Origin of the sequence: Neptunomonas sp. XY-337 (genome assembly GCF_004959845.1) — a bacterium.
Classification (GTDB): Bacteria; Pseudomonadota; Gammaproteobacteria; order Pseudomonadales; family Balneatricaceae; genus Neptunomonas; species Neptunomonas marina.
Genome location: NZ_SPLL01000002.1, coordinates 479854 through 502295, shown reverse-complemented (window position 1 = coordinate 502295; position 22442 = coordinate 479854). Strand labels below are relative to the sequence as shown.

At 51.1% G+C, this 22442-nt stretch carries 24 protein-coding genes; 12 read left to right on the top strand and 12 right to left on the bottom strand.

From position 1 onward, the window contains the following. The first annotated feature begins 2 nt into the window (after window positions 1-2). On the top strand, window positions 3-245 hold the full coding sequence (gene pspB, locus E4L36_RS05965) for an envelope stress response membrane protein PspB (RefSeq protein WP_136679792.1): 243 nt from the start codon (window positions 3-5) through the stop codon (window positions 243-245). A 9-nt stretch (window positions 246-254) separates the two neighbouring features. After that, the gene (locus E4L36_RS05960; protein ID WP_136679790.1) at window positions 255-674 is read left to right on the top strand and encodes a PspC domain-containing protein; all 420 of its coding nucleotides are present in this window, start codon (window positions 255-257) and stop codon (window positions 672-674) included. A gap of 59 nt (window positions 675-733) precedes the next feature. On the opposite strand, the gene rmuC is transcribed toward E4L36_RS05960, so the two are convergent. Continuing rightward, a complete protein-coding gene (gene rmuC / locus E4L36_RS05955) occupies window positions 734-2128 on the bottom strand; it encodes a DNA recombination protein RmuC (protein ID WP_240770681.1) in 1395 nt (464 codons plus the stop codon). A gap of 123 nt (window positions 2129-2251) precedes the next feature. Between rmuC and E4L36_RS05950 the strand changes: the two genes are divergently transcribed. Further along, on the top strand, window positions 2252-2563 hold the full coding sequence (locus E4L36_RS05950) for a hypothetical protein (protein ID WP_136679788.1): 312 nt from the start codon (window positions 2252-2254) through the stop codon (window positions 2561-2563). Here E4L36_RS05950 and E4L36_RS05945 read toward each other — a convergent pair. Continuing rightward, complete coding sequence (locus E4L36_RS05945) at window positions 2532-2885, bottom strand: hypothetical protein (protein ID WP_127695288.1); 354 nt, start codon at window positions 2883-2885, stop codon at window positions 2532-2534. The two genes, E4L36_RS05950 and E4L36_RS05945, sit on opposite strands and share 32 nt — an antisense overlap. Window positions 2886-3112: 227 nt before the next feature. Here E4L36_RS05945 and E4L36_RS05940 point away from each other — a divergent pair, with 227 nt between their 5' ends. The 7 genes from E4L36_RS05940 to E4L36_RS05910 are packed head-to-tail and all read left to right on the top strand — an operon-like array spanning window position 3113 to window position 8590. After that, entirely contained in the window at window positions 3113-3763 is a 651-nt protein-coding gene (locus E4L36_RS05940; protein ID WP_136679786.1) for a class I SAM-dependent methyltransferase, read from the top strand. Continuing rightward, window positions 3763-4107, top strand: coding sequence for a hypothetical protein (locus tag E4L36_RS05935; protein WP_136679784.1), 345 nt, complete (start codon window positions 3763-3765; stop codon window positions 4105-4107). Before E4L36_RS05940 ends, E4L36_RS05935 begins: the two co-directional genes overlap by 1 nt. Before the next feature lie 26 nt (window positions 4108-4133). Beyond that, window positions 4134-6452, top strand: a complete 2319-nt coding sequence (locus E4L36_RS05930) for a YdbH domain-containing protein (protein ID WP_136679782.1) — start codon at window positions 4134-4136, stop codon at window positions 6450-6452. Window positions 6453-6478: 26 nt separating this feature from the next. Continuing rightward, complete coding sequence (locus E4L36_RS05925) at window positions 6479-6676, top strand: YnbE family lipoprotein (RefSeq protein ID WP_127695296.1); 198 nt, start codon at window positions 6479-6481, stop codon at window positions 6674-6676. A 13-nt stretch (window positions 6677-6689) separates the two neighbouring features. Next, complete coding sequence (locus E4L36_RS05920; RefSeq protein ID WP_136679780.1) at window positions 6690-7028, top strand: YdbL family protein; 339 nt, start codon at window positions 6690-6692, stop codon at window positions 7026-7028. 19 nt (window positions 7029-7047) lie between these two features. Then, window positions 7048-7572 carry a disulfide bond formation protein B gene (locus E4L36_RS05915; protein WP_136679778.1) on the top strand — a complete coding sequence of 175 codons (525 nt, stop codon included), beginning with the start codon at window positions 7048-7050 and terminating at the stop codon, window positions 7570-7572. 1 nt (window position 7573) lies between these two features. Beyond that, window positions 7574-8590: a lipid A deacylase LpxR family protein gene (locus E4L36_RS05910; RefSeq protein ID WP_136679776.1), complete on the top strand. Its 1017-nt coding sequence runs from the start codon at window positions 7574-7576 to the stop codon at window positions 8588-8590. A gap of 51 nt (window positions 8591-8641) precedes the next feature. Here the strand turns inward: E4L36_RS05910 and E4L36_RS05905 are convergent, their stop codons facing one another. The 4 genes from E4L36_RS05905 to E4L36_RS05890 form a co-directional block, all read right to left on the bottom strand. Next, window positions 8642-10609 (bottom strand): TonB-dependent copper receptor, encoded by a 1968-nt coding sequence (locus E4L36_RS05905; RefSeq protein WP_136679774.1) that lies wholly within the window; start codon window positions 10607-10609, stop codon window positions 8642-8644. 112 nt (window positions 10610-10721) lie between these two features. Then, window positions 10722-11645, bottom strand: a complete 924-nt coding sequence (locus E4L36_RS05900) for a Dyp-type peroxidase (protein ID WP_136679772.1) — start codon at window positions 11643-11645, stop codon at window positions 10722-10724. A gap of 127 nt (window positions 11646-11772) precedes the next feature. Beyond that, window positions 11773-12609 carry a sulfurtransferase gene (locus E4L36_RS05895; protein ID WP_136679770.1) on the bottom strand — a complete coding sequence of 279 codons (837 nt, stop codon included), beginning with the start codon at window positions 12607-12609 and terminating at the stop codon, window positions 11773-11775. Between the two features lie 26 nt (window positions 12610-12635). Continuing rightward, window positions 12636-13919, bottom strand: coding sequence for a tryptophan--tRNA ligase (locus E4L36_RS05890; RefSeq protein ID WP_136679768.1), 1284 nt, complete (start codon window positions 13917-13919; stop codon window positions 12636-12638). A gap of 167 nt (window positions 13920-14086) precedes the next feature. On the opposite strand from E4L36_RS05890, the gene yaaA reads away from it, so the two are divergent. Continuing rightward, window positions 14087-14863: a peroxide stress protein YaaA gene (gene yaaA / locus E4L36_RS05885; protein ID WP_136679766.1), complete on the top strand. Its 777-nt coding sequence runs from the start codon at window positions 14087-14089 to the stop codon at window positions 14861-14863. Window positions 14864-14918: 55 nt separating this feature from the next. Here the strand turns inward: yaaA and E4L36_RS05880 are convergent, their stop codons facing one another. From E4L36_RS05880 to dnaX, 6 genes are read right to left on the bottom strand one after another with little or no spacing between them, the layout of a single operon-like run. Continuing rightward, window positions 14919-15362, bottom strand: a complete 444-nt coding sequence (locus tag E4L36_RS05880; RefSeq protein WP_127695314.1) for a YcgN family cysteine cluster protein — start codon at window positions 15360-15362, stop codon at window positions 14919-14921. Next, on the bottom strand, window positions 15362-15652 hold the full coding sequence (locus E4L36_RS05875; RefSeq protein ID WP_127695316.1) for a YcgL domain-containing protein: 291 nt from the start codon (window positions 15650-15652) through the stop codon (window positions 15362-15364). The genes E4L36_RS05880 and E4L36_RS05875 overlap by 1 nt, the downstream gene beginning before the upstream one ends. A 2-nt stretch (window positions 15653-15654) precedes the next feature. Further along, window positions 15655-16833, bottom strand: a complete 1179-nt coding sequence (rnd, locus tag E4L36_RS05870) for a ribonuclease D (RefSeq protein ID WP_136679764.1) — start codon at window positions 16831-16833, stop codon at window positions 15655-15657. Window positions 16834-16853: 20 nt separating this feature from the next. Next, window positions 16854-17450: a recombination mediator RecR gene (gene recR, locus E4L36_RS05865; RefSeq protein ID WP_136679762.1), complete on the bottom strand. Its 597-nt coding sequence runs from the start codon at window positions 17448-17450 to the stop codon at window positions 16854-16856. Between the two features lie 2 nt (window positions 17451-17452). Then, window positions 17453-17779, bottom strand: a complete 327-nt coding sequence (locus tag E4L36_RS05860; RefSeq protein WP_127695322.1) for a YbaB/EbfC family nucleoid-associated protein — start codon at window positions 17777-17779, stop codon at window positions 17453-17455. 21 nt (window positions 17780-17800) lie between these two features. After that, window positions 17801-19807 carry a DNA polymerase III subunit gamma/tau gene (gene dnaX, locus E4L36_RS05855; protein ID WP_136679760.1) on the bottom strand — a complete coding sequence of 669 codons (2007 nt, stop codon included), beginning with the start codon at window positions 19805-19807 and terminating at the stop codon, window positions 17801-17803. Between the two features lie 272 nt (window positions 19808-20079). Between dnaX and E4L36_RS05850 the strand changes: the two genes are divergently transcribed. Beyond that, entirely contained in the window at window positions 20080-21972 is a 1893-nt protein-coding gene (locus tag E4L36_RS05850; RefSeq protein WP_169051487.1) for a DUF255 domain-containing protein, read from the top strand. Window positions 21973-22442 lie beyond the last annotated feature (470 nt).

The following is a 22442-nucleotide window of genomic DNA, read 5'->3' as shown; positions in this document are numbered from 1 at the left end:
CTATGTCTAGTTTAGTGTTTTTCTTCGTACCGGCTGTCATTTTCGTAGGCTTAGTGCTGCCGCTTTGGCTGGTACTGCACTACATCAGTAAGTGGCGCTCAGCTAAAGGGCTATCAGGCGAAGATAAACAAGCACTAGAGACTGCATTAGCCGAGGTTGATCGTTTAGAAGATCGCCTGCGCACACTTGAGACGATTTTGGATGCCGATCACCCAAACTGGCGTGATGAGCAAGCCGTAAAATAAGGAGGCTGTATGTTTTCAGCTAAATACCGAGGTTACGACATCGATCTATATCGCAGCACACGTTCACGTTGGATTGGCGGTGTCTGCGCAGGGATTGCGGAGAATATGAACTGGTCAGCAGGCGGGGTTCGTCTGGCTATCTTTATTCTCTTTATGTTTACAGGTCCGTTGGTGATCTTTGGCTACATCGCAGCAGTTTTTCTGCTCGCTAGCCGGCCAAGTCAGCAGACTTACCAAGCGGAGGAGTCTGTCTATCGACCCAACGCAAACCTAAAAGATAAAGTGCTAGATAAGAGCCATCCGGCGTCAGCCCGTGTTGCAGAGATCCGCGCACGTATGGCAAGCATTGATCAGCGTATTCGCCGACTGGAAGAGCATGTAACATCACGCAAGTTCCAGTTTGATCGCGAGCTACGCCGCAGCTTGTAACCAAGCACCCACAAAAAAGGCCACAACAATGTGGCCTTTTTTATTATGTTTATGTTGCCCTATTCGGGCTCAGACCGATCTACACCATCCACCGCTGTTGATTCAGATGCCGCAGCAACTAAGTCGTTTGGTAAAGATTTCTTCCCGTTAATACCTAGCTCATTCAGCAATACCGCTTGCTGCACGAGATTACCTCGGCCTTGGTACAGCCTTTTATACGCTTGGTCATGCGCACCTTGCGCCCGCTGCAAATGCTTACCCACATCCTCTAACGCTTCAACAAAGCCAACAAACTTATCGTGTAGCTCAGCGCCGCGCTTGGCGATCTCTTGCGCATTGCGGCTTTGATGCTCATAGCGCCAAATATTCTGGATTGTCCGCAGCGTTACTAACAACGTGGACGGGCTCACCAGCATAATATTCTGCTCAAAAGCGTAGCGGAAAAGCTCAGGATCCTCCTCTAACGCGGTTAAAAACGCGCCTTCTACCGGCACAAACATCAGCACAAAATCGAGCGAACGCACGCCATCGAGCTTTTGATAAGCTTTGTTGCCTAAGCCCTTGATATGTCCACGCAGCGAGATGAGGTGCGCTTTGAGGTGCTGCTGCCGCTCAGTATCTGACGATACGCTGCAATAACGCTCATATGCTGTGAGCGTGACTTTCGAATCGACAATAACATCCTTGCCATCAGGGAGATGCACAATGACATCGGGCTGATAGCGGCTCTGCTCACTCGCAAGCGAGACCTGCACTTGATACTCATGACCTTTGCGCAGCCCTGACTCCTCCAGCACGCGCTCAAGAATGATTTCACCCCAGTTACCCTGCGTTTTATTCTCGCCTTTTAGGGCTTGGGTCAGATTGACCGCATCTTCACTCATCTGCTGATTTAGTTGCTTGAGCTGCGTGATCTCAGCATGAAGGGCGCGCCGATCTTTTGCCTCCCTAACGTACACATCCTCAACCCGGCGCTTAAATTCGCCGAGCTGCTCGCGCAAAGGATTGAGCATCATCCCCATCTCACGTTGGCTCGACTCTGCAAAGCGCTGGGTCTTTTCATCAAAAATTTGCGCAGCCAGTGCCTGAAACTCCTGCTTCAACTGATCCCGTGCTTGAGTCAGCAGCAGCACCTTCTCTTCGGTTGCCTCTCGGTCAGCGTGCAAACGGGCCTCTAGCTCCGCCACCTGCGCCTGACGAATCGCTAACTGCTCACGAAGATCTGTTTGCACATAGCGAGCGTTTTCCAGCTCATCGGGCAACGTGCTTAGCTGGCGCAGTTGCGCTTCCATACCGGCAACATTCAACGCCTGCTGGTGAAGCTCCGTCTGCAATGCCGTATAAGCCTCGCGATGGCGGCGACTGCCGAGCCACCAACCTAGGAGCGCAACCACCAGCAAGAGCAACAAAACGCCTGCAAGCACCCAACTTTCTTGTGAACCACTATTAAACAAAAGCGTCCCTCTTATTACAGAGCAAACATACGATGCTGCTTTTCACCCACCCTGACCAGATAAAGCAACTAGCCACACCAATATTGTATATTTATACAGATAAAATAGCAGAGCCTACCCGATATGCTGACATTTGTAATGCTGCAAAATGCGGCAACCACACTCCAAGAGATGCCCACCAATGATGCGCTTAATCATGGATGCGCAATAGCAATAACCAACACGCTTGAGCGAGAAATTTTGGATATGACTGAAGCGCTCACAGCGCAAGGAGCACTTAGCAGCGCAGATAAAAGAAGGCTACAGGATGCACTCTCCAGATCAGAGCGCACCCGATTGATGGCATCAAATAGTGACGATTTCGACTTAATTCACACCTATCTCAGCCACCAGACGCGACATGCTACTGCCAGTAGTAGTAAAGCGTTGGAATAGCTGCAACAACCAATGCGCCCATAAACAGCAGATTTTTAAGATCGCCCAGCAAGCGCTGAAACAGCACTAAATGCACCACGGGGAAAGAGATGAATAAGCACACCCACGGGAACCACCACGTCAGATTTAGCACACCATAGGCCATCGCTCCGACCAGCGTCAACGCAGCTAGATTACCGAGCAGCACCACCAGCACTTGGTTATTTCTCTTTGCTAGCCAGCCCTCACGCTCAGCTTCAGGAATTTTATTTATTGCCCCTGCGCTCAACGCAGCCGACATCGAGACAAAGCCGCTAAAAAGAAAAACAAAGATCGGATCCACAACGCTCTCCCGCCAAAAAAATTTTGCCTATTGTAGAGTAAAACCTAGTGAAACCCTAAGCCTACGCTACCCATATTACCAATACGCAAATCAGGTGTGATCAGAGTGCTTCGCGCTACCCAGCCATATCGAAAGAAGTGCTATAATCGCGAAATTATTTTGCTAACCGATTCAGAGGCGGCGAGGCCTTCCCTCGCTTCCCACAGTAAAGAGAGATTTCCCGCTTTATGGAGTTCCTGGTAAACGAAGCTGTTGATGACTACGCCTTTCTTAATACCGGCGAGGAGCCTGCACTTTTGCAAGAGCTTATTGACGGCACAAATGAGAACATGGGCTGGCCACAGAAGCTATCTGGCCGCTTGGTGGGCCGTACGTTAAAGATGCTGGCAGCCATACATCAACCCAAGCGCGCACTCGAGATCGGCATGTTTACCGGTTATTCTGCACTTTCGATCGCCGAAGGGATGCCAGAAGACGGCAAGCTTATCTGCTGTGAAACAAACCCACGCGCGATTGACTACGCGAAAACGTTCTTTGATCGCAGCGAGCATGGCCATAAGATCGAGGTTATTTTTGGCCGCGCACTCGATACGCTCGAAACGCTGCCAGAACAGCTAGACGGCCCACTGGACTTCACCTTTATCGATGCTGATAAACGCAACTACTTAAACTACTACGAGCAAGTCAAAGCACTGACCCGCCCGGGTGGCCTCATCATTCTGGATAACGTTTTGTGGTCGGGCAAGGTGCTGCAGCCAGAGTCAGAGATCGACGACACACTGGTCGAAACTAACCGTATGATTGCCGCGGACCCTGACGTAGAAAACGTATTTTTAACGGTACGTGATGGCATCAACGTTGTTAGGAAGCTCCGCTAATGGCATGGACTGTGGGCAACCAAACCCTGGAAAACGCTGATCAAGTTCTACGCTACTATGTTGCCACCGAGGACGATGCAGCCGAGATGGCAATACTGCGCGATATCCGTGATCAGTTGCTAAGTGATATCGACAGCGTTCAGACACCAGCCGAAGTCAATGGCCTAATCTACTGGCTTTTAAGGGATCACCAAATCAATTGCGAGGGTGAATCACTTGACGAAACAGCGGAACGATTGGGTGACCTCGATATCGAAGCAGATGAAGATCGCTACACAGATCTGATCTTTACTCTAAAAATGGCGATTGAGCATCTCGATGACCTAATGCTTGATGCAATGTAAGCCCACCGAACACAAAGGAGTACGGGATGAGGAAGTGGCTGCTAGCCTTCACAGCGATGCTGATGGTGCTGCCGGTAGCGCTTTACATCTCCCTGCCCTTTCTTGCCAAGTCCGCAGTAGAGAGCTGGCTACTTGATCGCGGCTTTTCAAATCCGCAGTTCGCGCTGGGATACCCTGAGTTCCGCCAACTACGTATTAGCCAGCTAAGCGCCCAAAAAATCACACAAGACCGCACATCAACGCTCGAAGTTGGGCCTGTTACCGTATCTTATGAACCGTTAACCCTAATCTTGGAGCAGCGCTTAACGCGCGTTGAGATACCCCAAGCCAGTTTAACGGTTGAGCTCACGGGCGAGCCGCCAGCCAATATATCGGAAAGCTCCCCCCTCGATCTGTCGCTACTGATGCCGAACGAATGGATGCAACTCTCTCCCGCCGAGGAACTCGTCATTGGCCAGCTTCAGCTAACTTGGCTCGCGCCCACGCAACCTAAGCTACGCTTCGATGGCAACGTATACCTTACACAAACCCAGCTATTATCTCGCGTATTAGCAAACGTAGCAGATAAACAGGTGGTCCGTGCCGACATCACGGTTAGTGCCAATAACCGCGCCACTCTGGCGCTACTGGAGCGCAACCAACGCTTTTTTAATAGCGATATTGAGCTATCTCTGCACGAAGCAACGCTGCAAACTAAGCTCAGCTATCAGTTACAGCTTCAGGGCCTTGCAAGACTATCCTCTGAGGTCGCTCAACAATATCAGCAGACACTACCACGGAAATTTGATCAAACCCGTGGCAGTCTAAAAGGGTCTACAAGCCTTGCGGTCAGTCGAAACTTTACTGGCGATGTAACACAGTGGCTCAAAGCACTCGCCATTTCTGGGCGCCACACACTGATTGCTAGCCACCCAAAACCACTCGCCTTTGTCGGACAAACACAGTTAGAAGCAGCGCTATCTCATCAATCACAGGGTATCGACCAGTTTAATGTGACCCTAAACACAGCTACGCTGCAGTTAGCGCAGATCAAACATGAAGTCCATGCCACGCGCGCGATAGCCAATCTCACGGCCCCGTTTAGTGTGAAGCTCCCCGTTGATCAGCCACTCACAGCTGTGCTGTCACCGCTGCATGTCGCGCTTAATCTGGAGCAGCTCAAATACGATACGGCGCATATTAAAGCGCTGGACATCTCGTTAACACTCGAGAATATCGCACCAACAAAACTCAGCGCCAATGCCACACTATCGGCCAGCCCATTTGTGATACAGAGCGGGCAAACAACAGCGCCACCCATCGGCTTATCTGGATCTACTTACATCGCATGGCCCAATGTTAAAGCTGGCTTAGAGGTCTCGCTGCCCTCTATTCCCGCTCAAGGTGCTGGCGCCGTCACTTATAATGCAACGTCTGATGTTGCCGATGCACGCTGGCGCTTGGCGGAATTTAATCTCGCTGATAGCACCGCAACACTGTTAGCGATACTCCCGAAAGAGATAAAGAAACAAATTCCTGATGAGCTAAAAGTGCTATCGGGTACCTATGCTCATAACGGGGCATTTGAATGGCGCCAAGGCCGCTTAGATGGCAAGCTGCATCACAGCCTGAATAACCTTGCGCTGGTGCTGGAAAACAAAGCACTCCAACAAGCATTTTTATCAGGAACCACCTTCTTGCGCGGTAGCCGCCTCGACCAATCCCTCAAGGCGAATATCGATACCTTGGCAGTTGGCACTCCCATTACCGATATAACACTCGAACTACGCCTCAACAATATTACTCAAAAACCTAGTCTCGACCTCAAACACGCCCATTTACAGTTACTCGGCGGCCGTGCGAGCGTGTTGCCTCTGTTTACCCGACTGGATGCAGAAAAAATTAGCGCCAGCGTAAAAATTTCGGAACTTTCTCTACAGGAGATACTCTTACTAGAACAACAACCCGGCCTTACAGGCTATGGTATCCTTGATGGCGAACTCCCCCTTCAGTTCATGCCATCAGGGGTCCGGGTCGTTAACGGAACCCTCGCCGCACGCGCCCCAGGTGTCGTTCAATATCAGCCCGACGCAAGCGTCAAAGCACTAGGTCAACAAAACCTTGGTTTAGGTGTAGCCCTAGACGCTCTTGAGAATTTTCACTTTAATCACCTCTCTGCAAAAGCAAACTATGAACCTGACGGTTCGTTATTGCTGGCTACACGCATAGAGGGAACGAACCCAGATTGGAACCAAGGCCAACCGGTTAATTTTTCGATCAATATTGAAGAAAACGTACTTAAATTATTAGAAACGCTTCAGTTTGCCGACAAATTGACGCAACAAATAGAAAAGCGTTATCGTTGACCCACTCTGCCGTCATGGAGATAGTTATGCAGCAAAGGCTTACGGTTATCAGCCTGATTTTTGTCGGAGCCACGCTATTGGCGGGCTGCGCACCGCGCGTCGAAGTCGCGGTTCCTAATGAACCCATCACCATCAACCTCAATGTCAAAATTGAGCATGAGATATTGGTTAAAGTTGATCGCGAGATTGACCAACTGCTTGATGACCAAAGTGACCTGTTCTAAGGAGACCCGACAGATGCCTCGTACGATAAAACAGATCTTGTTAACAATGGTACTCAGCACATTGTTCACGAACGCTTGGGCGCTTTCCTTAGATGAAGCAAAAGCCAAAGGTTTAGTGGGTGAAACGCAGCAAGGTTATCTTGCCAGTGTTACCGCCAGCCCCTCCGGTGATGTCCGTGCGCTGATCGATTCGATCAACAAAAAGCGAGCAACCGCATACCAGCAAAGTGCCAGCAAAGCAGGCGTTGAGCGTAGCGTTATCGAAGCACGTATTGCACAGCGCCTTTATGAACGCGCAGGTTCCGGTAGCTATTTGAAGTCACCTGCCGGTCAGTGGTACCGCAAACCGTAATTTAGGGAAGTAATCTGCCGTGGCTACAATCGACGATGTAATCTTCTCTTACCGACGACTCAACCTGCTAGGGTTCGCTCTATCGGGCTGTGGGTTAGCTTATGCCTCTATTAGCTTAGCGCCCGTGTTGGAAGGTATCGATTGTGGCCTTTGCGCAATAGCAAGAGCTAGCCTATTGGGTCTGAGCATCCTGTTTGTTATCTCATTCTTGCTAAACCCTTGGGTGACGGGCCAGCGCATTTTGGCATTCATCGCGCTACTTATTGCAGCGGCAGGAATGGCAGCGTCGGTTAGGTATCATTGGCTCAGCGCGTCGTTTGCACCTAATGAGTGTTCGCTTGGGCTTGATGCTCTACAGGGCATCCCCCTCTTTCAAACACATATTGCTCCATACCTACCCGCAGGTACCGAGTGCATTCCGCCGAGTTGGCAGTTCTACGGTTTGAATCTTGCGGATGTTGCCATGCTGCTCTTCTTTTTGCTGATTTTAATAGCCAGCCGCCTGTTACTCAGACGACCACCAGCACGACGAACCTACTTCTAATATGATGCTAAAGAGAACCTTATCGATAGCTGCATTAGCAGCCAGCGCGCCGGTTATGGCCTCCGAGTGGACGCAAAACTATTATTTCGAGAATGACTTGTTTGCCAACACAGACCGCAGCTACACGAATGGCGTCAGGATGTCAGCGGTATCGCCCGATGTCACCAGCTATCTGGATGATCCCCGCGTCCCTGTATGGTTACGTCAAGCAAACACGCTTCTTGAGCCTTTTTACCCGGTACCCGAGACGCTAGGGGACGAGGTAACCCGTAAGTTTATCTTCACGCTAGGCCAACAGATGTATACGCCATCCGATGCCGAACGTACAACCCTCGATCTCAATGACCGGCCCTACGCCGGCTGGCTTTATGCAGGCTTTGGTTTTCACGCAGCAACCGCAAACAAGCTTAAATCGGTTGAGGTCAATTTGGGTATTGTGGGCCCCGCCTCATTTGCCCACGAGACTCAGGACTTTGTACACGAGCTACGTGGTATCGAAACGTTTGAAGGCTGGGATAATCAGCTAGAGAACGAGCTTGGGGTCCAGCTAATCTACGAAGAGAAACAAGCATGGCGCTGGGCGTTGAATAACCGTCTAGGTTATGACTTCATCAGCCACTATGGCGGCAGCATAGGTAATGTGGCCAGCTACTTAAACGCCGGCGGCGAAATGCGTTTTGGCTGGAACCTACCCAAAGATTTCGGCACATCAGCGCTGCGCCCAGGTGGTGATAACAGCTCGCCAGGAGCAACCCGTACCAGCCGAAGTATAGGCCTACACGGCTTTATCTCTATTGATGGTCGTATCGTGCTCAATAATATTTTTCTCGATGGCAATACCTTCCGCAATAGCCACTCGGTTAGTAAAAAGCACTTCGTAGCCGACGGAGCCATTGGTATCGCTAGCACTTATGAAAACTGGAAAGTATCAGTTGCACTGGTGCATCGCACTAAGGAGTTCAAACAACAAGGCAAAGGCCATGCCTTTGGCTCAATCACTCTCTCCTACAACTACTAAATAGCGCAATCTTTATAAGAAAACAGGGAGCCACTCGGCTCCCTTTCAAGGTTAGAATTCACCACGCAAGGTCAGCCAAAACTGCCGACCAGGCTCATTGACCTGTACCGGGTTTGGATCGAAAACATCATCACGGCTTTCATGTAATCGGTATGTTTTGTCGAAAATATTTTCGACACCAGCAGAGATACGCCATCCGGTGCTGATGTGATAAGCCGCATAAAGGTCAACCACGCCGTACCCGGGTGTTTTTGTTACATCAAGGCCCGCGCAACTAGAACTGGCTAGACACACATCGTTCTGCGCCCCTGCTAAGTTCCAGCGTACCCCAGCCTCCCAGGCGTCGCGGCTATAATCAGCACTCAACGACGCCATCAACGGCGCTATGCGCGAAAGCGGTTGATCATCATCGAGGTTATTACCCACCGTGTAACTGAGCTGCCCGGTAATACGCCAGTGGCTGCTCAAACGAACAGCTTGTTCAAGTTCAAGACCATAAAGCTCGGCGGCCACGTTTTTATAACGGCTAGCGCCTGCATGCTGGTAACGCAGAATATAGTCATCAATACGGTTGTAGAACGTTGAAACCAGCCACGGGTGTTGATCGCCCCCGCGTAGCGTTAACGTCAACTGCTGATGTTTTTCAGGATCCAGCGATGGGTTACCAATCCAATTCGCCTTCGCCATATATCGCTCAGTAGTATCAGCGGTGCGCACGCCACGCGATAGATTTGCACTAAAAACTCGCCCTGCGCCAAGGTCATGCTGCCAGTTGAGAAAACCTGAAACATTGTGCTCAGTTTGGGCGCTGAGCGCTTGGCCATACAGCTCAGCCAGCGTTTTACCAAAAGATCGCTCCCTAGAGGCAGCATCGGCCTCTATGCGATCATAGCGCAGACCCGCTGTTAACTTATCTTGGGCACTTACATGGCGTGTTACTTCTGCGAAGACACCCACTTGGTCGATAGATACATCCGGCCATAGCAGCCCCTTTTTTACGCCAGCCGGTAAAGCAAAGATCGCACCGCTCTTGTCGCGCTGCTGCGTATCAACCCCCGCAGTTACCTCATGCGCGCCGAGCCATCCGGTCGCGGTAATACGCCCACCGGTTGTGTTGGATTCGCTCGGTGCAGACATCACCATCTTACCGCCGCGGCGCGCGGTATCCATAAGGTGGTCCACTTCGCTCCGATAAAGCTCAGCCGAGACCTTCGAGATCACACTGCCTGCGGGTTTGTGCGCTAGCTTTAGACGGTAACTATCTGCATTCGATTTAGGCGAGTCCATACCTGCTCCAGCGAAAGATACATCGCGCTCTTCGTTGCGGTCATAACTAGCTTGAATAGTTGTGTTTTCGGTAATGTCACCGCCCATAATAATACCTGCAGAGCGCGTCAGGTAGGAGGAGCGCACTTCATCACCATTGCCATCCCGATAATGGGAAGCTTCGTCATAGTCACCTACAACGCGCACGTAACCAGATTCACTACCCGCCGCGAGATCTAGACTGCCTTGCCCGCCCTCTGCATTGTCTCGATAGGTGGTGGATAGATGCCCCACAACACCATCGCCATCGAACATCGGTGTCTGTCGCTCAATCAGTACCGTACCGCCTGTTCCACCGCTGCCGTACTTAACCGTCTCAAATCCTTTAATAAGCGTTAACGTGTCGTAGCTATTTACACTGGCATAAGTGCTCGGCGGGTCCATGCGATTAGGGCAACCACCATGGATAAAAGCCCCATCAATGAGCACATTTAACTGGGTTTCGCGCTGCCCACGAATAACCGGATCAATGCCACGCCCGCCCATACGGATACCACTCACACCGTTTACCTGACGAATGAGATCAGCTAGATCAGCGGAAGGCTTCTTGGTGAATGTTGTAACGGGCTCCTCTGCTACTTCTCCCAAACGGTCGGCATCGTAAGTAACCTTTAGCGTTAAGCCCTCATCTGCTGCCGTAAGTAGTGATGTCGATAACAGTGTCATCGCTCCCAAAGCGCCATAGCGACCCATATATTAAACCCTCCTAATAAAGAGGGGTATTTTATGAGCTTACGGCCTATTTTGAGCGTGACATAGTGTCGCGCGACAGAATGCCGCACGACGAAAGGATAACCCCTAGCACCTATGCTAGCGATTCAAACCACTCGCAGGAGGGTGCAAAAAACGCAGCTCCCGTGACGGCTTGTGTGAACTGCAACACCTTGTCAGTCGTGCCCGCAGCACTTTCTACTTGCCCCATCATACTGCGAAGGATCTCCGTAAAGTTATGGGGAGTACGGCAGTAACTCACAAAAACTAAGCCATTTTGCGTTGTCGTTCCGTATGGCATGCTATGGCGCAACAGCTCAAGAGAGCGGCCTTGCTCATCTTTCAAAGATGCGCGTTTTGTATGGGCGGATAATGGCTTCTCGGCAGACGGGTACTCAATATTGTCATGCTTAGTTCGCCCGTAGGTATCTTCTTGTGCTTTTAAAGGCTGCTTTTCCCACTTCGCGATGTCATGGATGTATCGCTGCACGTGAATATAACTCCCCCCGGCAAAAGCATGATCTTCATCGCCAACAACAGCCACCTCGACGCGATGGGCACCCTCTGGGTTTTCGGTACCGTCTACAAACCCTGTTAAATCACGGTTATCGAGATATCGAAAGCCGGAAACCTCTTCCACCACCTCACAAATGCCACCGAGAGCTTGCATCGCCGCTTTACCCATCTCAAATGTAACGTCACGCCGATTGGAGCGAAGGTGCAAGAAAAGGTCAGCAGGCGTTGCTGGCATGGTGTAGTTATCGGTGGCCAACTCAGGAAAACGGGTCAGCTCACGGGGGCGTTCACTAAACAGTGTGTCCCAAAAGTCACTACCCACAGCGATGACACTATACGGCGCATTATCGGCATAGCTTTCACATACGCTGGCAACACGCTGATACGCATCAGACAACGCAGCGCGCAGTTGATCGCGCTGGCCCGCTTTAACATTGAGCGTAATGAACAGGGCATCAGAACTCGCTGGCGCAACAACACCCGACTGGTAACATACCGTCATGCTTATACTCCTAAGTTAGATCTGACTTTAGATTAGACGAGTTTAGTCGCGCTATGGCGATGAGCTGAGTCAAACTCGCCTATGGTCTAATAAGAATGGCACTGAGCTTGAAGCGGATGGGGTAACCTTATTCAGCACCAAAAGCGATGGGCCGGTCCGCGTCGCGAATCCACTCACTCCAAGAACCAACGTACACGTTGGTATTCGTTAAACCTGCATGATGCATCGCCAATAAGTTATGGCACGCTGTAACACCCGAACCACACATATGCGTAACAGGCACTGTGGCATCAATCAATGCTAGCCACTCACGGCGCAAAACCTCTGGCGTTTTGAACAGGCCAGCTTCGGTAAGGTTTGCTTGAAATGGACGATTGACCGCCCCCGGGATGTGCCCTGCAACAGGGTCTATCGGCTCAGCGTCTCCTGCAAAACGTTCTTGAGAGCGCGCATCGACTAGCTGTAGTTGATCAAGTTGAGCCAACACCTGAGCAGTGCTCAGATACTGGCGCGCATCCCACGCCAACGCCGCGGTTGCAGCGTTAGGTTCTGGTATCTCTGTTGAGAGCTCGCCCACTTCCGCCTGCCAACTCGGCAACCCACCGTTGAGCACCGCTACCGCTTCATGGCCAGCCATTCGCAACATCCACCATAGACGTGCCGCCATCGCCCCTGCCATATCATCATAGACAACCACTTGAACGCCAGGTGCCACACCAAAAGCCGCCATAGTAGAGATAAAGGCCTGCTCATCAGGTAATGGGTGGCGCCCTACTTGGGTGCTCTTTTCGCCCGAAAGCACACTTTCCATATCGAGAAAATGCGCGTTCGGAATATGACCCGCCTCATAAAGCGCGCGGCCTTTTGCAAAGTCGGTCAAATAGGCGCGCGTATCGAAGATAACCCATGATGCGACATCAAAGTCGGCCTTAAGTTGGTCTGCGTTGATCAATGTCGAATACATGGGCACTCCGGCGCGTAATGGCTAAATTAACGAGTATATTGAGCGAACTCTTCGGTCAGCAGCTCAAGCTCATTTTCAGCTTTTTGCTTCGCTTTCTTTTTGAGTGTCGCTACTTCGGCCGCTTTCTCTTCGAGAATCAATGCGGCTTCTGCGGCCTTATCATCTGCAGCCTCAACACGATCAAAATAACGCTTTAACTGCATAAGAATGGCACGGCGACGCCCCTCTTCAGCACGCGCTATCTCTTCTGCTGACTTTTCCTTCTTTTCCTGCACCTGCTCTGATTGCTGCGCTGGCACGTAGTTTAGCGGGCGAATACCTGCCGCAACACGTACCTGATCAAGCAACGGCATAGAGCGAGCGCGAGCTTTCTCTGCACCTTTTTGCAAGACAGCTTCCACTTCGCCGAGGTCACCCATCAGTTCGTGATAACGCGCACGAGGTGCACTCAACTGACTATCAAGAAACTCAAACAGTTCACGCTTCGCATCACCCCATGCAATACCTTCAAGGTAGCGCTGACGCATCGCTGCGGCATCGGCTTCGTTAGCAAAGCAGCTGTATAAACGGAACAGTGTGCTGTTATCAGGGTCTTTCGGCTCACCTGGCGCACGCGTATCCGTCACGATCTGGTTGATCAACTTACGCAGCTCATCAGACGAGCAGAACAGTGGGATCGTATTGTCGTAACTCTTCGACATTTTACGACCATCTAGCCCCGGAATGAGCTGAGTCTCTTCATCGACTTGCGCTTCTGGTAGCTTGAAAAGATTTTGGTACGTGTGGTTAAAGCGCCCCGCAACATCCCGTGCCATCTCGATATGCTGCACTTGGTCTTTACCAACAGGGATGATATCTGCGTTGAACATCAAGATATCTGCCGACATCAAAATCGGGTAGCTGAATAGCCCCATTGTGACGCCATCATCCAAGTCCTGTTTCCCCGTGTCACGGTTGGCATCAACAGACGCTTTGTACGCATGTGCGCGGTTCATCAAGCCTTTAGAGGTCATACATGTCAGGATCCACGTAAGCTCTGGGATCTCTGGGATATCTGATTGGCGGTAAAATGTCGCTTTATCTGTGTCTAGGCCTAACGCCAGCCAAGTCGCTGCGATCTCTTGCGAGGAGCGTGCAACACGCTCAGGATCGTGGCACTTGATCAGCGCGTGGTAATCCGCCAAGAAGAAAAAGCTATCGTAACGCTCGTCTTCACTGGCTTGGATAGCGGGCTTAATCGCACCCAAGTAGTTACCAATATGCGGTGTCCCTGTTGTGGTAATACCTGTTAACACAGTCTTTTTCGACATTTTCCAAGAAGTCCTGCTGTAAAAATCTATGATAAATAATCCGCCAACATCATACACAAAAACAGCATAAGGATCGCCCCTGCCTTTCATCTGAACGTCGGGAATGGTAAAAAAGGAAGCGAATACAGAGCACTCTGGGCAACCTGAAAACGGAGCAAAAACACCCCATGCTGACAGTGATTTCACCGGCTAAAAATCTTGATTATGAAACGCCGGCCCACATCGATACCCACACCACACCGCGCTTTATCGACCAATCCCAAGCGTTGATTGATATCCTCGATAAGCTCTCGGTGCAGGATGTTGCAGAGTTGATGAAGCTAAGTGATAAGCTCGCCAGCCTTAACGTGGCGCGCTATGCCTCTTGGGAGCCTACATTCACAGAGGATAACTCCAAACAGGCGGTACTGGCCTTTAATGGTGATGTCTACACAGGTCTGGATGCTGCATCGCTGTCATCAGCGCAACTGGATTATGCGCAGCAGCACCTGCGGATCTTATCAGGCCTTTACGGCGTATTGCGTCCACTTGATCGTATGCAGCCCTATCGCCTTGAGATGGGCACCAAACTCCAAAACCCACATGGCAAGGATCTCTATGCGTTTTGGGGCAATGCGCTAACGGAATCACTGAACGAGGAACTTGCTAAGCAAGACAGCAAAGTACTGGTCAACCTTGCCTCTAACGAATACTTCAAAGCGGTGAAACCAAAGGCACTCGATGCACGTGTCATCACCCCTGTCTTCAAAGACTGGAAGAACGGCCAGTATAAAATTATCAGCTTCTACGCCAAGAAAGCACGTGGGCTTATGGCACGCTATATTATCGAAAATGGCATCGACAACCCGCAAGCGCTGCAAAACTTTGACTACGACGGCTACCAATACTCGGAGTCCCTGTCAGAGGGCGATACGCTTGTATTCACGCGTGATCACGCTGAGTAAGTGGCAATCCAATACAGAACGTCCAATAAAAAAGCCGGCAATATCGCCGGCTTTTTTAATCAATCATCACATAATCGATCAATTGCTCTTCGCTGATCTCATTATCTTTGACTTCGTAATAGCTCAGTACCGAAGCGCCCGCATTGATGACTGAGTCATCTTTGCCAGATAGCAGCGGGTGCCACTCGGGAAGGTCTTTACCTTCATATACAAGGCGATAAGCACAGGTTGGCGGCAGCCAATGAAAAGACTCCACATCTTCTGGCCGCAGCTTGACGCAACTTGGCACTAGCTGGCAGCGCTTTTCGTACTCGGTACAGCGGCAGTTATCAAAATCCAACAGGTGACATACAACTGTCGTATAAAAGACCTCTTCAGTGTCTTCATCTTCCACCTTGTGCAAACAGCACAGGGCGCAGCCATCGCAAAGTGACTCCCATTCAAAGGGTGTCATCTCGTCCAGTGATTTGCTTTGCCAAAATACGTTTTGGGCAACCACTAACGAACCCCTGTCTCCGGACGGTTTTTATAAAGGTCTAGCATGTAGTCATCTTTTGGTGGTGGCATTTGCAGGTAAAACCCGTTCTCTGCCACATCATCCAACAGCTTTTGGGTATCTTCAACGCGCGCTAGCTTACGCTCACTCGTCAGAGGCATATCCATCACATGGACCGGTTTACCGAACATCTCCAGCAACGGCTCGGGAACACGCTCAAGCTGTTCCCGCTTATCAACATAAAGATACATCTCATCTTTACGGGAGCTTTTAAAAATCGAAATAATTTTCATAACTATGAACCACTTTTCTCAAATTGGGCCAGTTGATTGAGCAACGCATCCCCAACCACAGACTTGCGCCAGCCACTTAGCTCACTGGGCAGTTGGTACTCGCCCTGAGGGTTTCGGCTGCGTATTAAGTTATCCAGATCTTTTTTACGCAACACCACCTCTGGTGCCATCTCAAGCCGCGCAGCCGTCTCACGCCCTATCGCTTTCAGTTTCTTAAGGCGCTTATTCCAGATAATCGGTAATGGCCGCTGAATAGGTTTCACAGGCTCGCTTTCTGCACTGTGCTGGGCATTGGCGATAAACGCAAGAATCGTCTCGCTGTCTTCACGGATAGCCCGCTGCTTAATTTCATCAACACGCGCCAAATCAGACTTATTCTTGGGCCATACCTGCACGAGGGAGAGTAGTGATTGGTTGCGCAAGATACGGTTGCGCGGGATATCACGACGTCTCGCTTCCTGCTCACGCCAACGGGTTACATCACGCAGCGCAGCAATCTTATGATCAGGCAGCCCCCACGCTTGGCTAAAGCGACGATAGTACTCGTGCCCCTCTGGATCGGTATCGACCACATTGCCAAGTACCATCTCCGTCTCTTCCGCAAACCATTCTGTGCGCCCAAGACGCTCTAGTTTGCTCTTGAGCATCAAGCAAATGGCGGGAAGGTAAGCAACATCCAGTGCCGCATAACGCTCTTGCTGCGGGCTGAGTGGGCGCTTTAACCAATCAGAGTTGGTTTCACCCTTACCCAAATGGACGCTCAGCGCATGTTCGACCAAGCGCTGCAGCCCCATCGTAAACCCCCAGCCAACAAACGCAGCCGCCAATTGAGTATCGAATAACGGGCGTGGTATCACATCAAAGGAGTGATTGAAGAGCTCAAGGTCCTCACTACCTGCGTGGATCACTTTCAGCACGCATGGATCGCGAAACAGCGCCACCAGCGGCGAAAAATCGGAGATCTCTAGCGGGTCAATCAAGTAACACTGCGTATCATCCGCTACTTGAATCAAGCCAGGGATAGGATAAAAAGTGTCGACGCGCTGAAACTCTGTATCGATTGCGATCATCGGCAGCTGCGCCCAGCGCTCGCAATACTCAGCCAGAGCACTATTTGTGTTGATATGAGCCGGCTGTTGCGCGGAGGCTTCCAACACATCCCATTGATACATCGTTTCCATAAATGCTCTGTATTATCCCGTCAAAGTAAGCGACGGCCTGCCAGCGCATGAGCCAGCGTGCCACCATCCACATACTCTAGTTCACCACCCACCGGCACCCCGTGCGCGATGCGGCTTACTTTTACATTACGGCCTTTCAGCTGCTCGGCGATATAATGTGCCGTTGCCTCACCTTCTACCGTTGGGTTAGTCGCCAAGATCACCTCTTCGATGACGCCCTCATCGATGCGTTCAACCAACCGATCGATACCGATATCATCCGGCCCAACACCATCGATGGGTGACAAGTGTCCACCCAGCACAAAGTAGAGGCCACCGAAGCCGCTCGTTTGCTCAATAGCCAAGATGTCCATCGGCGTCTCTAGCACACATAAAAGCTTTTCATCGCGGCTGGGCGAAGCACAGATCTCACAGATATCGGTTTCGCTTAAGGTACGACAGCGCTGGCATTCAGAGACCTGCTCGACAGCCGTACGCAGCGCATCTGAGAGCGTCATGGCGCGCTCTCTATCGCGCTCAAGCAAATGGAACGCCATGCGTTGCGCAGACTTCGGGCCAACGCCTGGCAAACAGCGCAACGCCGCGATCAACTCATGCAGTAAAGGGCTAAATGACATAATTAGAACGGCATGTTAAAGCCTGGTGGCATACCCATACCACCTGTCACTTTCTGCATGCGCTCTTGGGTTTGCGACTCAACTTTACGCACAGCATCGTTGATCGCTGCTGTGATGAGATCTTCTAAGATCTCTTTGTCTTCTTCCATAAGGCTGTCATCGATGCTGACACCCTTAACGTCGTGGCGGCCATTCATGACAACTTTCACAAGGCCTGCACCAGATTCACCGTTCACCTCAGCGTTAGCGATCTCTGCCTGAGCTTTTTGTAGCTCTTCCTGCATTTTCTGGGCCTGTTTCATCAGGTTCCCCATACCACCTTTCATCATGTTAATAACCTCTTAAATCTATCAATCTATTGGTGTGATGCTGTCGTAATCGATGGCACCATCAAACTCAGCGATCAACTGCTTCACGCTGGGGTTTTGTTCAAACTGCGCTACAGCCTCTGCTAGGCGTTCAGCGCGCAAGCGCTCAACATAACGCCTTGGCGTTTCACATGTCTGAGCTGCCTGCTCAAATTCTACCGCAAACTGGCTGTTAAAGTAGTTGTGCAGCGCAGCTTCGATACGGTTACGTTGGACGTCATCCAGCATTGCTGCTTGCTCAGCTGCAAAATGAAAGCGCCAAAGTCCATTAGACGCGGACTCCAACGATAAGTTAGCTGCAATGCTTGCGCTCATACCCGACAAGCCGATTTGCGGGTGCAATACGACCCACTGCTCTGGGGAAAAGCGTTCAAGTTCGATCCGCTCATCCGCCAACTCGGGAGCAACCTGCGCTATTTTAACCGCACTCTGGGCGCTTGCGATCTCTGGTACGGTAGCCAGTTCAGGCGGCTCAATTGCAGCCGTGTCTGACTCTGCACTAAGGCTAGCTTGAGGAGCGGCGGGCTGCTCTTCCCAAGGTGGCACATCGATATTTTCAGAATCACCAACACGGGCAGGTTCTGCCGCTCGGGGGGTAAACCCAGAACGCTCAGCCTTTTTTTCAGGCTTTTTTGCAGTATCGTCCTCAGCACTATCCCCTGCAAAATAATCATCGTCATAGGGAGGCGGCTCAAGATCAGACGCTGGAGCTGGAGCTGGAGCTGGAGCTGGAGCTGGAGCTGGAGCTGGAGCTGGAGCTGGAGCTGGAGCTGGAGCTGGAGCTGGAGCTGGAGCTGGAGCTGGAGCTGGAGCTGGAGCTGGAGAAGGTTCTGCTTTAGGCGGTGGCGTGTCAAGCGCGGCAGTGCTGCTCGCCTCAGCCAGCTCAACCGCAGGTGCGGCCGTGTCCGCTGGTCGAAACGCTAACATGCGCAACAACACCATCTCTAACCCTTCACGCGCATCAGGAGCGAAAGGCAGATCTTTGCGTCCTAACAACGCAAACTGATAAAACAGTTGCACGTCTTCGGCGGTGAGTTGCTGCGCCAGCGTAGCGACTTGCTCTTGATCGCCCATACTGTTATCAATCGCCTTAGGGACGGCTTGGGCCACAGCAATTCGGTGTAACAGGCTGATCAAGTCGCCCAACACTGTCATGTAGTCGGGTGAAAATTGGGCCAGCTCCGCCATCACCGCAAATAGTTCTTCCGGATTATGCGCTGCTAAGCTATCAAGAATACGGTATACCAAGCGCTGGTCGATGGTGCCCAACATGGCGCGCACATCCGCCTCAACCACGGCTCCGGCACCAAACGCTATAGCCTGATCCGTTAAACTCAGTGCATCACGCATCGAGCCATCAGCGGCCCGCGCCAACAACCACAATGCCGCTTCTTCAAAGCTAATTTGCTCCTCAGCTAATACATGCTGAAGATGACCAACAATACGTTCAGGAATTAGGTTTTTAAGGTTGAACTGCAAACAACGCGACAAGATGGTGATCGGCAGTTTTTGCGGATCCGTTGTCGCAAGCAAAAACTTCACATGCGGAGGCGGCTCTTCAAGGGTCTTTAGCAACGCATTAAACGAGTGGCTAGAGAGCATGTGCACCTCATCGATGAGATACACTTTGAAGCGTCCGTGTGTTGGCGCGTACTGCACATTTTCCAGCAGTTCGCGGGTGTCCTCAACCTTCGTTCGGGATGCGGCATCTACCTCAATCAGATCGACAAACCGCCCTTCGGCGATCTCCCGGCAAGCGCCACATTGGCCGCATGGCTCAGACGAAACACCTTGCTCACAGTTGAGTGACTTAGCAAACAGTCGAGCAATCGACGTTTTACCAACACCACGGGTGCCGGTAAATAGATAAGCATGATGCAGACGATCATCATCTAGCGCGTTGACCAGTGCTTTTAGTACATGCTCTTGGCCAACCATCTCAACAAAACGCTTGGGTCGCCACTTACGAGCAAGAACCTGATAACTCATATAACCGTCTGTCTGCCATTAGAAAAAACAGTGCCAATGCTACCGCTTCAACACGCTAATAGCTACTGAGTTGTGCTTTGTAAACGGAGATTAACCGCTGCTGCAACAGCGCTCAAAGCCACGGAGTTTGGTCTGGGTCTTCTCCTACCCCCGATTTACCGGGTCAAAGACTTTCACAGAAGTATCACGAGCACTGCTATTCACTGGACAACGCCCAAAGCAGAGCGCAAGAATCAATGATCACGCTGCTATGCATCACCAAGGAGATCACCATGCTAAGCGCCACACGCTCAATCCGAGTATCCATGATAACAAGCTTGGTACTATCGATATGGACCATATGTGCCAGTGCTGCGAATTTTGGTCACGATGGCGGCGTCAATTGGCAGCCTTGGGAAAAGGCGTCTTTTGATAAAGCACGCAACGAGGGTAAGTTAATCCTTATCAACGTGGGTATGGAGGGATGTACCGCCTGTAATCGAATGGAAAAGGTCACCTACCAAAACTCAGCAGTGATAGAGATGCTCAACGAGCACTTCGTTGCCATTGCAGTGGACGCAGAAGCGCGCCCTGATATTGGCGAACGCTATTCTGACTGGGCGTGGCCGGCCACCGTCTTTCTGCTACCAGATAGTACTCAGGTATTCGCGATGGCCGGCAATCGATTGCCGCGCAACTTCATTCCGATGCTAGAAGACTTGATCGCCAAGCATGAGCAAGACACATTATCTCCCGATCCGAATTCGCCTTACGCCTCAGCGCCTGAACCCGTAACTACCGAGCTGACACTCATCCGTGATCAAGTACGTAAACAACTAGACCGAGCTTACAATGAACAAAACAACAGCTGGGGGCGCTACGGCGTGAATACAGAGGTGGCTGGACCGCGCATGATGCACCTGTTCTACCGCGCCCACCTATACAACAACGACGAGCTGAAAGCGATGGGAATGGCTGTAGCAGAAAACTACCGCCGCTCCCTTGATCCCGTCTGGGGCGGTATCTATCAAGTTGCGATTGCACCCGGCATCACGGATATTCCAGACCGGTTCGCAAAACTGCGCGCCATTCCAGAGAAACGCTTAGGGAATCAATCCAACGCATTACTTGCTTTCGCAACCGCTTACCGCTTGAGCGGCGACGAGAACTACCGCAAGGCAGCCAAAGAGGTAGACCGGTATTTAACTACTTGGATGCTAAGCCCAACCCAAACTTGGTATGCCAATCAAAAAGATGAGCCTGCTGGCATGCAACACGACTGGTGGTCACAGGATTACTGGCTGCTGGATAGCGATGAAAAACGCCGCAAGTACGGTATACCGCCAATTGACCACGCCATCTATTCAGATGCGAATGCAGATCTTATCAGCGCCTATGCACTTGCATCGGTAGCATTCCAGCAACCAAACTACTTGGCAAAAGCCGCCGCCGCAGCAGAGTCATTACTGAAAGAGCGCCAACAACCCACAGGTTGGTTACGCCAGTCACTAGAAACACAACAGATGCAAGACGACCAGCGCGTACACCCACATACGGAAGAGGTAAGGCCCTTCTTAAAAACCCAAGCTAATTTTGGCGCCGCCCTGCTTACACTTTATCAAGCCAGTGGCGACCAACGCTGGCTCGACCACGCTTACACTATTGCCGATGCGATGCTTGAACATCTATACGACAAAGATCATGCAGGCTTTTTTGCAACCACACCCGATGACACTGCGCACCTAATTCCACCGCGTAAACCACTAGAAGACAACGCAGTCGCTGCAAGTTTCTTCCACGACCTTGCCGTGATCTCTAAGGTAGACAAATACAAGCCTATTGCAGAGGCAACGATTCGCGCCGTTGCCACGCCAGAAATACTCAACCGTGAGGGCAAGCAGACAGGGAAAACAGCACTTGCGCTTGAACGCTTAACTGCTGCGTATGTGGAGTTTTCAGTTGTATCGCCGACACCAACGCCCTCGGCTGCTGAACTATATCAAGCAGGCCTTACCGCCTACCATCCAAGAAAGTTAATTCACTATGAAGCGCCGGGGCGTTATCCCGATATGGGCAAAGCCGTGATGTTTATCTGCAACCCAGACCGCTGCTCAATTCCAATTACATCAACAAACCAAGTGCAGCGCATCGCAGATTCTTTCCGTGCTGGAGCGACCTCCCAATAACTCCATCGCCCGTAATGTGCTCCACACAGCGCGGGCTTCTCTTTTACCTCTGCTAGCTACGATGTTTTTATCGTGCGGCCGCTAGATATTCGTTCTCTATATTTTATTTGTCGTTAGCAGCCTAGCGAGTCGCCCACGAAAACTTCGACCAACTAAGTGATTCAACACTTCAAGCACCTTTCCGGTGCACGGCCAATTTGCCTTGGGTTTCACTATGTTTCAAAGCTCAATCGTAAAGCCCTCTCCCAATCCGAACGTCACCCCAGCCTGTAACGCCAAGGCTTCCCCTTCGACAACTTAGAGTTTGTAAATTACAGATTCAGCAGGTGGCAAAAAAGAGGGGGAGGGATAACACCGCGTAGACTGAGTTTACATAGACCTAAGCCCACCCATTAACTAAAAAAGGCTATGCTGATAGAAGACTCTTAATGCTATGATCTTAAAGCCTTTTTGATAGACAAAAAGATGTA